Origin of the sequence: Streptomyces sp. NPDC127038 (genome assembly GCF_042725875.1) — a bacterium.
GTDB lineage: Bacteria > Actinomycetota > Actinomycetes > Streptomycetales > Streptomycetaceae > Streptomyces.
Window position 1 is genome coordinate 132,224 of record NZ_JBHXDQ010000003.1, and the last position, 15,049, is coordinate 147,272.

Annotated in this window: 6 protein-coding genes; 5 read left to right on the forward strand and 1 reads right to left on the reverse strand. The window is 72.9% G+C overall.

The genetic code is table 11. The annotated features are described in order from the left end of the window. Window positions 1–88: 88 nt before the first annotated feature. A complete protein-coding gene (locus ACFWI4_RS03450) occupies window positions 89–1,327 on the reverse strand; it encodes a carbohydrate-binding protein (RefSeq protein ID WP_387190424.1) in 1,239 nt (412 codons plus the stop codon). A gap of 682 nt (window positions 1,328–2,009) precedes the next feature. Here ACFWI4_RS03450 and ACFWI4_RS03455 point away from each other — a divergent pair. From ACFWI4_RS03455 to ACFWI4_RS03475, 5 genes are all read left to right on the forward strand, one after another. Beyond that, window positions 2,010–3,425, forward strand: coding sequence for a lipase family protein (locus ACFWI4_RS03455; RefSeq protein ID WP_387190426.1), 1,416 nt, complete (start codon window positions 2,010–2,012; stop codon window positions 3,423–3,425). A 180-nt stretch (window positions 3,426–3,605) separates the two neighbouring features. Beyond that, window positions 3,606–6,557 carry a hypothetical protein gene (locus ACFWI4_RS03460; protein WP_387190429.1) on the forward strand — a complete coding sequence of 984 codons (2,952 nt, stop codon included), beginning with the start codon at window positions 3,606–3,608 and terminating at the stop codon, window positions 6,555–6,557. Between the two features lie 111 nt (window positions 6,558–6,668). Then, window positions 6,669–9,503: a hypothetical protein gene (locus tag ACFWI4_RS03465; protein WP_387190431.1), complete on the forward strand. Its 2,835-nt coding sequence runs from the start codon at window positions 6,669–6,671 to the stop codon at window positions 9,501–9,503. Window positions 9,504–9,848: 345 nt separating this feature from the next. Further along, on the forward strand, window positions 9,849–11,015 hold the full coding sequence (locus ACFWI4_RS03470; protein WP_387190434.1) for a serine/threonine-protein kinase: 1,167 nt from the start codon (window positions 9,849–9,851) through the stop codon (window positions 11,013–11,015). A 202-nt stretch (window positions 11,016–11,217) separates the two neighbouring features. Continuing rightward, window positions 11,218–15,027, forward strand: coding sequence for a S8 family serine peptidase (locus tag ACFWI4_RS03475; RefSeq protein WP_387190437.1), 3,810 nt, complete (start codon window positions 11,218–11,220; stop codon window positions 15,025–15,027). Window positions 15,028–15,049 lie beyond the last annotated feature (22 nt).

Genomic DNA, 15,049 nt, shown 5'->3' on the forward strand with positions numbered 1-15,049 from the left:
GGGCGGGGCCGGGGTGGGTGGCCGCCGGAGTCCTGGTGGGGCCGGGGGCGCCCGCGCGCCGCGGCGCGGGGCGGCCCCCGGCCGGATGTCAGCAGGTGCCTTCGTCCTGCCACGGACCCCAGTCGACGCCGGTCGGCGTCTCGTTCTGGGTCCACCACTTGGCTTTCCAGTTGTGGTGGTTGTACGAGGCCTCGTCGCCCGCGGTGTAGACCGTGGCCGAGTTCCACGCCGTCTTGCAGCCGCTGCTCGGCGGCGTGGGCGTGGGCGTGGGCGTCGGGGTCGGGGTGGGCGTCGGGGTCGGTGTGCCGGTGGGCGGGGTCGCGCCGGCGAACTTCACCGAGTACTTCGCGAAGTCCCAGGGGTTCTGGGTCACGCTGGAGCAAGTGCCCGACGTGCGGCCGCCGTTGTCGGCGGGGGAGCACTGACGGTCCCGGTTCAGGGACCAGAAGGTGAAGCGGTCCATGTTGTGACTCGTGGCGAAGTCCAGCACCGTCTGGAAGTCGGACTGGGAGAAGTACTCGCCGCTGTCACTGCGGCCGTTCATCCCGGAGAAGCCCTCGTGGGCGTACGCGGTCGCCTGGTCCCAGCCGAACGTCGACTGGAGGATCGTGTTGAAGTTGGCGAGCGCGCTGGTCTGGGACGCGGCGCCGTTGAAGCCGCCGTCGAACGGCATGATGGAGAAGTTGTTCGGGGTGAAGCCCTGCGACTTCGCCTCCAGCAGCATCTGCTTGCCGAACCAGCCGGTTCCGTCCGCCGTTCCCGGCGTGGTGACGGACACGTACAGGCCCGGGTTGTTCTGCTGGAGGATCTTGGCGGCGCCGATCTCGTTCTTGATGGCCCCGGTGTTCTCGTACTCCGGCTCTTCGAGGTCGAAGTCGACGGCGTGCAGCCCGTACTTGGTGATGACCTGCTGGTACGCGGCGGCCGTGGCGGCAGCGTCCGAGCAGGTCTGGCCGAGCTTGGTGCCGCCGTAGCCGCCGATCGAGATCGAGACGTCGCCGCCCTTGGAGCGGATGGTGTTGATGACCGACTGCACGGCGGTGTCCGAGGAGACCGCTGCCGTGCCGCCCCAAGTGGGCGAGCAGCCGCCGCCGTTGGGGGCGAGGACGAAGGCGAGCTGGAACGCCTTGAGGCCGGTCGCGTCCATGATGGCGGCCGCGTCCGGCGGATCGTTGTCCAGCGGCATCAGGTAAGGGGCGGCGGCGTACCACCGGTTGCTGAGCGCCGTGGTCGCGCCCGAGGCGCTGCCCGCGACGAGTGCGGTCGTGCCGACCGCGGCCAGGCTCACCGCGGCCGCCGCGCCGAGACCTGCGCGAAGACGTCTCACTGTGCCTCCAGAGGGGTGGGGGAACCCCAGCTTCCGGCGTCTGTCGCGGCCACGTCAACAACTTGGACTAGACCAAATAGGTCTTTGGACTAGACCAGACGAACTCTTTACCCGGGGAGCTTCCGCGGCGCTCCGCGCGGTCCCCGGCTCCGGCCGGGCGCTCGGAAATGGCACGCGCAGACATCTTGTCACTGAGTGACATCCGCTCCTACTCTCCAGATGTGACTCGGGAGTAACTAGCGGACATCGTACGGGACTTCGACGTCCGTTCCTGCCGAGCACGGACACAGGAACAAGGCGGCACGGAACAACGGGGAGACAGCACCGAACGGCGGAGCCGCAGCCACGAGCCCCCGGGCTCCGCCCAGCACGACCCTCACACCACACCGCCTCGCCCGGCGTCGTAGACGCACGGGTGGGCACCTCACCACGCGCCGCCCGGCCGACGGCGCGCGGCCGGTGCCTTCGTCCTGTCCACCTCCGCGACGCGTCCGGGCGTGGTCCCGCCCTGCCCGCGTCCGGATCCGTGTGCCGCCTTCCCCCCCTTCACCGGCCCGGAACGTCACCAGCGGTCCCGCGGTGGCGCCCGGCCGGTCTCCCCAGCCGGAAAACGGCGTCACTCCATGGACGCCGTCGGCCGCCCGCACGACCCCCACGTCTTGACGAAGCAGGAGTGAGCCGCATGGAACGACCCCACGACACCCGTACCCCACGCCCGGCGTCCGGCCCGAACCCCCACGCGGACCGGCCCCCGACCTCCCCCCGCCGCGGGGCCCTGGCACGCAACCGCGGCCGGGTCCTCGCCACCGCGCTCGCGGTCCTCGCCGCCCTCGGCGTCCAGGCGGTCCCCGCCGCCGGCGCGGACGCCGTGGTGTCCCGAGGCGTGACCATCCCCGCGTTCTACACCCCGCCCACGAGCCTCCCCGCCGCCAACGGCGCGCTGATCCGCAGCGAACCCCTCCCGCTCGCGCTCAGCCTGCCCGGCCTCGACGGTCCGCTCCCCGGCACCGCGACCCGGCTGATGTACAGGTCGACCGACTCCAACGGGCGTCCCGTCGCCGTGACCGGCGCCTACATCGAACCCACGGCCGACTGGAAGGGCGACGGCCCGCGCCCCCTCGTCGCCGTGGCCCCCGGCACCATGGGCCAGGGCGACCAGTGCGCCGCCTCCATGGGCCTCCAGCACCCGATCACCCTCAACGGCCAGACGGTCTCGGTCGGTTACGAGGACCTCGCCATCTACCGGCTCCTGGCCTCCGGCGCCGCCGTGGTCGTCACCGACTACGTCGGACTGGGCGCGACCGACCGGCTCCACACCTACGTCAACCGCCTCGACGGCGGACACGCCCTCCTCGACGCCGTCCGCGCGGCCCGCGGGCTGACCGGGGCATCGGTCACCTCCGCCTCACCCGTCGGCCTCTTCGGCTACAGCCAGGGCGGCGGCGCCAGCGCCTCGGCCGCCGAACTCCAGCCCACCTACGCCCCCGACATCACCCTGGCCGGCACCTACGCCGGAGCACCGCCCGCCAACCTCACCGAGGTCATCAAGGGCATCGACGGCAGCGCGCTGGCCGGTGCCCTGGGCTGGTCCCTCAACGGCTTCCTCCAGTCCGACCCCGACCTCCAGGCCGTCGCCGACGCGAACCTCAACACCGCGGGCAAGGCCGCGCTCACCGACCTCTCCACCATGTGCGTCGGCGACGCGATCCTCGGCTACGCGTTCAAGAACAGCACGTCCTGGACCAAGAGCGGCGAGTCCGTCAGCCAACTCGTCGCGCGCACCCCGGCACTTCAGGCCACCCTCGACGACCAGCGCATCGGCAACCTCAAGCCGGCCAGTCCCGTACGTCTGGTCACCGGCGTCCAGGACGACATCGTCCCGCACGCCCAGGCCCGTCAACTCGCCGTCGACTGGTGCCGCAAGGGCGCCGACATCACCTACGACGCCATCATCCTGCCGAACCTCGGCGACAAACTGCTCACCAACCACATGGCACCCCTCCTCACCGACCAGGGCGACGCCATCTCCTGGCTGACCGACCGGCTGGAAGGCCGGCCCGCCGGCTCCAACTGCTGGACGATGCCCCTCCAGCCCTGACCCACGCGGTGCGGGCCCGGCGCCGGACCACGGCGCCGGGCCCGTCCGGCCGCCCGTGTCCGATCCGAAAGACAAACGGTCGGCATCGCTCAACGAGGGCCTTTTGGCGGCAAAGCACCCTGAACACGCCCGGGGATTCCTAGGCTCGCCTCCTGTTTCTCAGGATCCGGGAGGACCCGCGTGCCGCAGCCCCATCGGACGAACGAGAACGATCTCGTCCTCCCCAGCGGTTTCGACGACATCGTCCGGGCGATCGACCGGTACGTCGTCGACCGCCGGACCGGCGTCCCCCACGGACAGCAGAGCGCCAGACACCGCCTGCCCGCCCTGCTCCTGACCCGCGAGCCCGCGGCCGAGACCGGCGCGGCGGCCACCGCCGCGACCGGAGCCGCGGCGCGGGACGAGGGACGGGGCGAGGCCGACCCGGCGCTCTCGGCCCTCGTCCACGTCTACCACCACCGTCTGGTGCGCCTGAACAGCGGCGGGACGGGCCACCTGGCCAGCCTCGCGCCCCACGCCATCGTCGACGAGGAACTGCTCGTCTGCGACCACCCGGGGGACGACGCCGAGGGGGGCGACGGCCCCCACGTACGCCTGCTGGACCGGGTCGCCAGACAACTGCGCACCACCATGCCGGACGGCTCCGGCACCCTGCGGCTCACGGAGTTCGACGCCTGTCTGTCGGTGCTGCGCGCCACCGTCCCCGACGGGGACGTGCGGGACGAACGGCGGGCGCTGCGCGACCGGATCTACGACAAGTACGCCTGGAAGTTCGGGTTCGCCGCCGAGGTCACCGCCCTCGGCGAGGAACTCGGCGCCCGGCAGTTGTCGGCCGTCACGAAGCTGGTGACCACACCGCTGGCCTGGCTGTGGCGGTGGTCGTACGGCGTACGTGTCGACCGAGGCGCCCGGTTCCGGTGGGTCGGCGGGATGCTGGACGAACCGGGGCGCAGCTTCCTCAACGCAGCCCTGTCCCTGCGTGACGCCCATCTGCGGTCCCGGGCCCAGGAGCGGGCCGACCGGGAGGCACCGCCGGCGGCCGGCGCCCCGGCGGCCTCGGCGAGGTCGGCCGTGTCCGCCGTCTCGGCCCGCGACGAGGCCGTGGTCCGCCAGATCCTGCTGACCGCGCTCATCCACGATCTGACACGGGCCGCCCGCCCGCCGGTGTGGAGCGCCCGCAGACCCCGGAGGCGATGGCCGTTCGTCCTGCTGCTGCCGACGGTCGGCGGCGACGAGTCGCCGAGCCGCAGACTCCTGAACTCCTTCTCCGCCGTGGCCGAGGAGACCGCCACCTGCCCCCTGCTCGTGCTGGGCGCGGCCACGGCGGACGTCCCGCCGTACGCCGTCGGCCTGTCCCGGCCCGCCGTCCCGAGCCAGAACGTCCGGCCGGGCGCCTACGGCGCGACCGCCCAGGCGGTGACCTCCGTGCTCGCCGCGGGTGCGTCCGGCCGGCCCGTCGAAGCCGTGCGCGCGGTGCCGCTGTCCCGGGTGCCCGACACCGGGACGAGTGCCGAACGGCCCGCGGTGCAGCGGACCGTGCGCTCCCGTGAGCGGCGCGGGAGCGACTGGCTGCGTCCCGGTGCCGCGGCCGTGGCCGTGCTGGCGGTGCTCGCGGTGGTCGCCGCCGGACTGACACGGGTGCCCGGGCTCGGCGGCACACGGCACCACCCCGCACCGAAGCCCGTGGCCGCCGCCGACACCTGGTGTCCCCGGGTCGACACGGGCGAGCGCGTGGGGATCACCGACGGCAGCGACGGATGCGACCTCGCGCACGGCCTGTACGCGGACGAACTCCGTTCCCTCGAAGCCCGGTTGGGCCGCCAGAACGCCAAGGTCGACCGGTCGGGGCCGTACCGGACCCTGGTCTTCTTCGCCCCGCTGAGCGTCGGCTCCGCGTCCCGCCGGACCGTGCCCACGGGTTTCCAGATGCTGCGGGGCGCCCTGCTCGCGCAGAAGCAGGTGAACGACCTGAACCTCAAGTCCCAGATGCCGATCCGGCTGCTCGTCGCCAACTCGGGGGAGTACTTCCACTTCGGATCGCGCGGCGGACTCAACAGGACCAACCACAGCCGCGTCGACGTGGCCCGCCTGATCGTCGACCGCATCCACCGCGACCACATCGCCGGTGTCATCGGCCTCACCCAGAGCCGGCCCGAGTCCCTCCAGGCCGCCGTCGAACTCGACGCCCAGGGGGTGACGGTCATCGGCACCGGCGTCTCGGGCCAGCCCATGGTCGAGGGAGACTCCCCGGTGTCGTACTTCCAGCTCTCCGCACCGGACGCCCGGGTCGCGCGCGTCATGGCGTCCTTCGCCCGGCGCTCGCCCCGGCTGGCGGCCCTGACCAAGGTGCCCGCGGGGCACACCGCGCCCGCCGCGGTGCTGGTCTTCGACCCGCACGACACCTACTTCAGCGCGGACCTGAAGAAGCGCTTCACCGACGCCTACGGTTCTGCCGGTCCGGTCTACCCCGTGCCGTACAGCGAATCGGGCAACGACAGCCAGACGACCTCCGTGGCGGCCGGTGTCTGCGCGCTGATCCACCGGACCGACGGCTTCGTCCTCTACGCGGGCCGGGCCGGCGTCATGTACGACCTGTTCTACTACCTCCAGAACGACAAACAGTGCCGCACGCACCAGGGCCGTATCGCCGTGATGGCCGAGAGCGCCGCCCCGAGCCTGGTGCTCCACCCGGAACTGATGGCGCAGCAGTACGGCTCCCTCAGCCTCTTCTACAACCAGTTCAGCCTGCCCGAGGCCAAGGGCACCTTCGCCACCGCCTTCCGGACGGCCTACCGGGTGTCCTCCGACAGCGACGCCGCCGCCGGCTACGACGCGCTGAACGTCTTCTTCAAGGTGATGAACGAGATCGCCGTCACCGACCCGCAGTTCACCCCCAGCGCCGTGGTCACCTTCCTCCAGTCGACCGGAGTCACCGACTACGTGGGCGAGTCGGGGATCATGACGTTCGGCAAGGGACACAAGTACCCGGTGAACAAGGAGATCGACATCCGGGAGATCACCGGGGACGGCACCAGGATCACCGACCTGACGTGCGGAGCCGTCGCCGCCCGCGAGGAGCCGGTGACGCGCTGGGGCCCGTCCGCGAACTTCCTCTGCCCCGAGGACGACTGACGCCACGTCACGGCGTGTGTCCGGACACGGACAGGAGGCAACCCTCCGGCATTCTCTTCCGTCCTCGTGGGACGGGGGAGCGCTTCGGGACCGACGGGGCGACGGGGGCGTATGCCGACCAGGAGGAGAAGAACCTTGTTCCGTGTCCGGCGCACAGGTGTGGTTGCCGCGGTGCTCGTCGCAGCGGTCGCGGGATCGCCAGGATCGACCCAGGCACAACAGAACACGGCGGACCCGGTGCGGTCCGTGAGACCCGTCGCGGACGCCGGCGGCGGACTCCCCGCCGGGTGGAGCGTCACCGGCCGGGGAGCGGTGCGCCAACTGGTCTGGCACGCGGACCGGCCGGTGCCCCTCAGCGACTCGGGCGTGGCCTTCTATTCCGGGGACCGCCTCCTCGGCCGCCCCGCCGGGTCGCCGGACGGCCGCACCTTCCGGCTCACCCTCGGCACGGCCCCGCTCGACGGACGGCCCGACCTCCGGGCGCGGACCGGCGAGCGGCGCCTGGACATCGCGGGATCCGGAAGCGGCATGCCCGCCGCTCCGGCCGGGTCGGGAGAACGGCCGGGGCTGTCGGCCACGCCCCCGACGCGATTACCGGTCAACGCCGTCGACCCCGGCAGGCCCGGTTCCTACCGGACGGCGACCGGCGACTACAAGCTCCCCTCGGTCCGGCTGCCCGGACTCGCCGAGCGCGTGGAGATGCACGCCGTGGTGGTCGCGCCCACCAACGCCCCCGGACACCGGCCGCTGGTCCTGTTCCTGCACGGCCGCCACGCCACCTGCTACACCGCCCGGGGCCGGGACACCAGCGGCGACTGGCCCTGCCGCGCGGGCGCCCGGCCCATCCCGAGCTACCGGGGATATCTCACCGACCAGAGACTGCTCGCCTCCCAGGGATACGTGACCGTGTCCATCGCCGCCAACGGCGTCAACGGACAGGACTACGCGGCGGAGGACGGCGGCGCACAGGCCCGCTCCTCCCTCGTACGGCAGCACCTGGCCCGCTGGGCCGACTGGGCCGCGCATCCGGCCTCCGCGCCCCCGATCGTGCGGCGCACGGCCCTCGCCGACCTCTCGCGCGTCCTGCTCGTCGGCCACTCGCGCGGCGGCGAAGGGGTGAACAGGGCCGCCATGGACAGCCTGTACGGCGCCCCGGCCGACCAGGACGGCTACCACGGGCCGGTGCGCTGGCACATCCGCGGCACCGTCCTCATCGGTCCCACGATCTTCGGCCAGAACCCCACGCCCGACGTGCCCTCGGCGACGATCCTGCCCGGCTGCGACGGCGACGTGTCCGACCTCCAGGGCGAGATGTACGTCGACGCGACCCGCGGGGTCAGCGGCGGGGCCGCCCTGCACAGCGCCGTCTACATGGTCGGCGCGGACCACAACTTCTTCAACAGCCAATGGACTCCGGGCCAGGCCGAGGCACCCGCGGAGGACGACTTCTGGAGCGGGGACACCCCCGACCGGGTGTGCTCCCCGGGCACCGCGACCCGGCTGACGGCCCGTCAGCAGCAGGCCGCAGGCGCCACCTACATCGCCGCGGCCGCCCGGCTGTTCGTCGCGGGCGACGACCGGGCACGGCCACTGCTCGACGGTACGGGCCGGCGCGCGCCCTCCGCCGGTCCCGCGCGGGTGCTCACCCACGCGGTCGGCGGGCGCCGCACTCCGGCGTTCCTGCCCGACGGGGACGTGACCGTCTCCGGCGGCAGGCTGTGCGACGAGGTGACCGAGGTCGTCTCCGCGGCCTGCCTCGGCTCCGGCCGGAGCGGTGTCTCGCCGCACTTCGCCTCGTGGGCGCCCTCGCGGGAGCCGGGCCGGCGGGCCGTGGCCCTGCGCTGGACGGCGGCCGGCTCCCCGGCCGTGGTCCGGTCGGCGAGCCCCGTCCGGCTCACCGGCTCCAGGGAGCTGGCGCTGCGCCTGATCGTTCCGCCGGACTCCGGGGACACCCGGTTCGACATCGGGCTGACCGACACCTCCGGCCGCCGGGCGGTCCTCGGACGGGTCCGGCTCGACGGCCTGCCCGGGACCGGCCGCACCGCCTCCTACTGGGGCCAGGAGGTCCGGCTGCCGCTGACCGCCGCCGTGCGCGCGGGAGTCGATCTGCGCCGGGTGAGGTCCCTGTCGGTCGTCCCGCGCACCGGCTCGGGCCAGGCGTGGCTCGTCGACTCCTGGGGGTGGCGGGCCGGCACCCCCGCGGTGCGGGCCGCGGACCTCGCACGTGTCGACATCGGCCGGACGACCGTCGCCGAGGGCGACTCGGGCGTGCGGACGTACCACGTGCCGGTACGGGTCAGCGGGCACGGCAGCGGCACGGTCCGGCTGTTCGTCGCCGATCCGGAGACCGGCCGGACCACCGCGCGCGAGGTGACGGTACGGCCCGGCGGCCCGACGCCCGTCGTGCCGGTCGAGGTCCGGGGCAACACGCGCTACGGCTACGACGTGTCCCACGACGTCTTCGTGAAGGCGGTCCACGGCACGGTGGCCGGTGCCTACCGGGGCGGGGTCACCGCGCGCGACGACGATCCGGTGCCCGCCGTCGAGGTGACCCCGGCGGCCGCCGAGGCCACCGAGGGCGGAAACCTCACCTGGCGGGTGTCGCTCTCCGCCGCGGCCGACGTGGAGATCTCGGCCGACGTCGTCGTCCTGCCCGTCACCTCGGGGACCGAACTGTCCACCACGGACGTCGACTCCCGCTGGCTGGCCAGGTATTCCGCGGAGGGGCCGCTCCCGTCGCGGCCGCTGTCCCGGCTGCGCGGACTCTCGCTGTACGCCGATGTCCCGCCCGGCCGGACGAGCACCGAGATCACCGTCCCGATCGCGACGGACGCCGTGACCGAGCCCGCGGAGAAGGTACGGCTGCGGCTGGAGCTCTACGACGAGCAGACCGGCACCCGGCGCGACGGACCGGAGTTCACCGGGACGGTGCACGACCCGGCGTAGCCGGCGCGGGCCCGACGGTGCCGGCCTCTCCGGGAGGCCGGCACCGTGATGTGCGGAACTGCGCCGCCTCTCACGGTCGTTGCCTTTCGTCCGCGTCGGCCCGGAATGGGCTTCCACGCTGTCTTTCGACGACCTCCCGAAGGGCTTTCGGCGTCACGTTCGGTCAGAGTCCGGTGGCACAGCGAAGGGTTCCCGGCGATCTTGGTGCCTGGGGTGAACCGCGTCTGATCACCGTCGTGTTGGCAGTAGGCTCAACCTGCTGCGGCGCCCCGATGATCACTCTGCTCGGTAGGCACCGAGCCGTGGCGATCGACGAGAACCCAACGGCGTGAGGATGAAGCACAAGTGCTGATAGCGGGGCGGTATCGGCTCCAGACCACTCTCGGGCGGGGCGCGATGGGGGAGGTGTGGCGGGCCCACGACGAGATGATCGGCCGGTCCGTGGCCGTCAAACTGCTTCTCTCCCAGGACGCCGACCCGACGGCCGCGGCCCGGTTCCGTCTGGAGGCCCAGACCGCGGGTCTGCTCAACCACCGCCACGTGGTGGGCGTCCTGGATTTCGGGGCCTTCGACAACCGGCTGTTCCTCGTGATGGAGCTGGTCGAGGGCGACAGCCTCGCCAACGTCCTCACGGGCGCCGGGACGCTCCCCGCCGACCGGGTCGCGCGGATCGCGGCCGAGTCCGCCGCGGGGCTGGCCGCCGCCCATCAGCAGGGCATCGTGCACCGCGACATCAAGCCCGGCAACCTGCTCCTCGACGCCGAGGGAAGCGTCAAGATCGGCGACTTCGGCATCGCCCGCTTCATGGACGATCCGGCGGGCGGCCTGACCGCGACCGGGCAGATCGTCGGCACCAGTCTGTACCTGGCCCCCGAGCGGGCCCTCGGCAAGACCGCGGGACCGCCCTCCGACATGTACTCCCTGGGCTGCGTCCTGTACCAACTCCTCACCGGGCGGCCGCCGTTCCAGGCGGGCAGCCCCGTCGCGGTCCTGCACCACCACCTCGACTCCATCCCCACTCCGCCGCGGGAGCTCGGCGTCGATCTGCCGCCCGCCTTCGAGAACTACCTCCTCAGCCTGCTCGCCAAGCAGCCCGAGGACCGGCCCACCGCGCTCCAGGCGGCCGCCTGGTACGGCTCGGGCGCCTGGCAGGGACGCCCGGAGCCGCTCCCGGCCGTGACGCCGGAGCCGCGCCGCCACCGGCAGGACATCAGGGCCGCGGGCCCCGCAACCACGTACGCCCTGCCTTCGGTGGTCCGGGACACCAACGGCGGCGGCCGCCGCTCACGCCGGCGCCAGCGCTCGGGAGCCGCCGAACTCCTCGCCGACCGGCGAAGACTCGTGGGGGCGGCGGCCGGAGCCGTGGTCTTCCTGCTGGCCGTGCTCGTGGGCGTGGCGATGTTCTCGCCCGACAGCAGCTCCGCCGAGACCCCGGAACCCGGCTCGACCGCCGGGGTGAACACCTCCGCGCCCGCCGCCACGGCCCCGGCAGGCCCTTCCGCCGGCTCCTGACCGGCCGGGCGCCGACGCGGCCTCCCCCGCCCGGAGGCGGGCGTCCGGGCGGCGGTCGCGGGCTCGGGAGCGGGTGCGTCGAATGACATAACTCCCCTGTATTTGTGCGGAGTTCGTCGATCTGGCACATGTGAGACGTGGCGCTTTCGTGCCATCGGCTCGCTGTTCCCGGCGCAGGTACGGGGCCGGTAGAAAGCCTTCCATGATCTCCCGCATACCTCCCCGCCCAGGCGGTCGACGGTCGCTCGCGGCCGTGGCCGGTGCCCTCGCGGTTCTGACGTCCCTGGCCGCGCCGCCCGGTCTCGCCGCAGCCGACACGTCCTCAGTCGCCTTAGGTCCGAGCCCCGTTGCGTCCACCGGCGCCGGACGGCACACCGTCACCCTCCTCACCGGTGACGTCGTCCGCGTCGACGGTCCCTCCGGGGGCCCGCAGACCGCCGACGTGACCCGCCCGCCCGGGGCCCTCGGGGGCGTGCGCACCGAGACCGTGGGCGGCGACCTCTACGTCTACCCGGACGAAGTGCTGCCCTACCTGGCCGCGAACCGGCTGGACCGGCGGCTGTTCGACGTCACCGCCCTGATCGAGCAGGGGTACGACGACGCGCACAGCGACGGCATCCCGCTGATCCTGGGCTACGGCTCCAAGGCGACGCCCTCCACGGAGGCCACGCCCGGAGGAGCCACCCGGGTCCGCGACCTGCCCGCCATCCACGCCAGGTCCGTACGCGCGGCGAAGAAGCGGGCCCGCGCGCTGTGGCGTTCCGTCGCACCCGCGGCCTCCGCGCGGGCCTTGAAGGCGGGTTCGGAGTCCGCCGCGCCCCGGCTCGGGGACGGACTGTCCAAGATCTGGCTGGACGGCCGGGTCAAGGCGACCCTGAAGGACAGCACCGCGCAGATCGGCGCACCCGACGCCTGGGGCAAGGGCCTGGACGGCAAGGGCGTCAAGGTCGCCGTGCTGGACACCGGAGCCGACTTCGACCACCCCGACCTGAACGGCCGGATCTCCGCGTCGCAGAGCTTCGTGCCCGACGAGACCGTCCAGGACGGCCACGGCCACGGCACCCACACCGCCTCCACCGTGGGCGGCAGCGGAGCGGCCTCCGACGGCGCCGAGAAGGGAGTGGCGCCCGGCGCGGACCTGATGATCGGCAAGGTGCTCTCCAACAGCGGCTACGGCCAGGACTCCTGGATCATCGCCGGCATGGAGTGGGCCGCCGGGCACGGCGCCAAGGTCATCAGCATGAGCCTCGGCTCCTCGGACCCCTCCGACGGCACCGACCCCATGAGCCAGGCGGTGAACCGCCTCACCGACGAGACCGGGGCGCTCTTCGTGATCGCGGCCGGCAACTCCGGCAGCGAGGCGTCCCTGGGCAGCCCCGGTGTCGCGGACGAGGCGCTCACCGTCGCCGCCGTCGACGCCGGCGACAAGCGCGCGTCCTTCTCCTCCCAGGGCCCGCGCCTGAACGACTACGCCCTCAAGCCCGACATCTCCGCCCCCGGCGTCTCCATCCTCGCCGCCAAGGCGGGCGGCAGCGCGGCCACCGGCTGGTACCAGTCGATGAGCGGTACCTCCATGGCGACCCCGCACGTCGCGGGCGCCGCGGCGATCCTCGCCCAGGAGCACCCGGACTGGAAGGCGCCCCAGCTCAAGGACGCGCTGATGAGCACGTCCGAGCAGTTGCCCAACTACACGACGTACCAAGTGGGTTCGGGCCGCGTCGACCTCTCCGCCGCGACGGCCGCAACGCTCACCGCGACCGGCTCGGCGTACTTCGGCATCGACTCCTGGCCGCACGCCGACAGCACGCCGGTCGACCGCACGGTGACCTACACCAACACCGGCGACTCCGACACCGAACTGCACCTCGCGCTGAACGCCTCCGTCGCGGGCGGTCCGTACGACACCGACCCGACCGCGGGCAAGGGCACCCCGGCCCCCGACGGGATGTTCACGCTCTCCGCAGACACCCTGACCGTGCCCGCGCACGGCACCGCGACGGTCACCGCGACCGCCCGGCCGGCCCTCGGCGCCGACGGCCGCCGCTACCTCGGGCAGATCACCGCCACGGACGGCTCCGGTGCCACGCTCGCCCGCACCCAGGTCGGCCTGTACCGGGAGGACACCCGCCACACCCTGCACATCACCCTGAAGGACCGCTCCGGCAACCCGGCCGCAGGCTGGGTCGAGATCCAGCGCCTCGGCAGCACCGAGGACCCGTACAGCGCGACCGTCGACGACAGCGGCAAGCTCGACCTGCGCATGCGCGAGGGCACGTACAGCCTCCTGACGTATCAGGACGTGGCCGGCAGCCACGGCCCCGACTCGCTCGGCATGGCGCTGATGGGCGACCCGGAGGTCGTCCTCGACCAGGACCGGACCGTCGACCTCGACGCGAGCCGCACCCGTGAGGTCACCGCCGAGGTCCCGCGCCGGACCGAGGACCGCGCGCTGTCCATGAACTGGTACCGCGCGGACGGCCAGGCCGCCAACTCCTACGGCGTCGGCGCCGTGGAGGTGCAGTACCTGCTCGACTCCGCCTACGACAGCATGTTCGTGCTGCCCACCCGCAAGGTGACCCAGGGCACCTTCGAGTACGAGACCCGCTGGCGCAAGGCACTCCCGCTGCTCACCGTCACCGACGACGGCAGGCCCGTCCCGGTGATCACCCAGACCGGCTCCGCGCGGTACGACGGACACAAGCGGCTGCCGGCGGTGTACGCGGGCACCGGAACCCCCGCCGAGTACACCGGGCTGGACGTCAAGGGCAAGGTCGCGCTGGTGACCCGCTCGGACGCGCTCACCGGCGCACAGCGGGCGCAGGCGGCGGCCGACGCCGGGGCGGCTCTGCTGCTGGTCGTCGACGACCGGCCGGGCAAGCTGATCGAGTCCGTCGGCGGCACCATGCCCGTGTTCTCCGTGACCGCCCGCGACGGCGCCCCGCTGATCGCCGGCGCCAGGCGCGGCCGGCTGCGGCTGGACGTCGAGGGCGTGCCCAACTCCCCTTACGTCTACGACCTGTCCGACCCGCACCCCGGCCAGATCCCGTCCACCGGGCTCACCTACCGTCCCCGTCCCTCCGAACTGGCCACGGTGGAGATGCGGTTCCACGGCGCCACGCCCACCCAGAGCGGCGAGTGGAGGTCCGGCTTCCGTCCGTACCGCAAGTACGGCTTCGGGTACCTGCTGCGCCAGGACATGCCCGCCACCCGCACCGACTACGTCTCGGCGCAGGCGGGGACGCAGTGGGTGGAGACCTCGGGCACAGGCCCGGGAATGCTGCTGTCGAGCCAGAGCACACGCACGACGTACAAGCCCGGTTCGTTCCAGGTCCGCGACTGGTTCAAGCCGGTGACGCACCCCGCCAACGGAGGCACCTACTGGTGGTCGCAGCGGCAGAAGACCTCGCTCGCCTTCAACGTCCAGCCCTGGTCCGACAGCGGTGACGGCCACGGCGGCGTCATCCAGAGCAACGGTCCGGCGAAGGTCAGCCTGGCGGTCTACCAGGACGGCACCCTGCTCAGGACCATCGGCTCTTCGGCCCTCACCATCTCCCGCCCGCCGACCACACCGTCGGTCTACACCCTCGACCTGACCGCCGACCGCGACGCGGCCACCTACCGGTTGTCCCCCCACACCCACACGGTGTGGCAGGTGAAGTCCGACCCGGTCACCGACCCCACGGTGATCGACCGGGTGGCGGTGATGCAGATGGACTACGGCGTCGACACGGATCTGGCGGGTGACGCTCGTGGCGGCCGCCAGACGCTCCGTCTCACCCCGCACCACCTCGACGGCGCCGCCGGCGCCGGGAAGATCCAGGGCGCGACGCTGTCGGTGTCGTACGACGACGGCACCACCTGGCAGCCGGTCAAGGTCACCGGCAAGTCCGGTACCTGGACCGCCTGTTACGAGGCCCCGCACCACGGCTATGTGTCGCTGCGGGCCGAGGGCTGGGACGACGCGGGCAACCGCATCACCCAGGAGGTGATCCGCGCCTACGGTCTGAAGTAGTCCGCGCACGGAGGCCGTCGCC

Excerpts from the sequence above, each read along its gene's own strand:
- ACFWI4_RS03455 (WP_387190426.1), top strand. The coding sequence starts at position 2,010 with ATGGAACGACCCCACGACACCCGTACCCCACGCCCGGCGTCCGGCCCG.
- ACFWI4_RS03465 (WP_387190431.1), top strand. The coding sequence starts at position 6,669 with ATGCCGACCAGGAGGAGAAGAACCTTGTTCCGTGTCCGGCGCACAGGT.
- ACFWI4_RS03475 (WP_387190437.1), top strand. The coding sequence starts at position 11,218 with ATGATCTCCCGCATACCTCCCCGCCCAGGCGGTCGACGGTCGCTCGCG.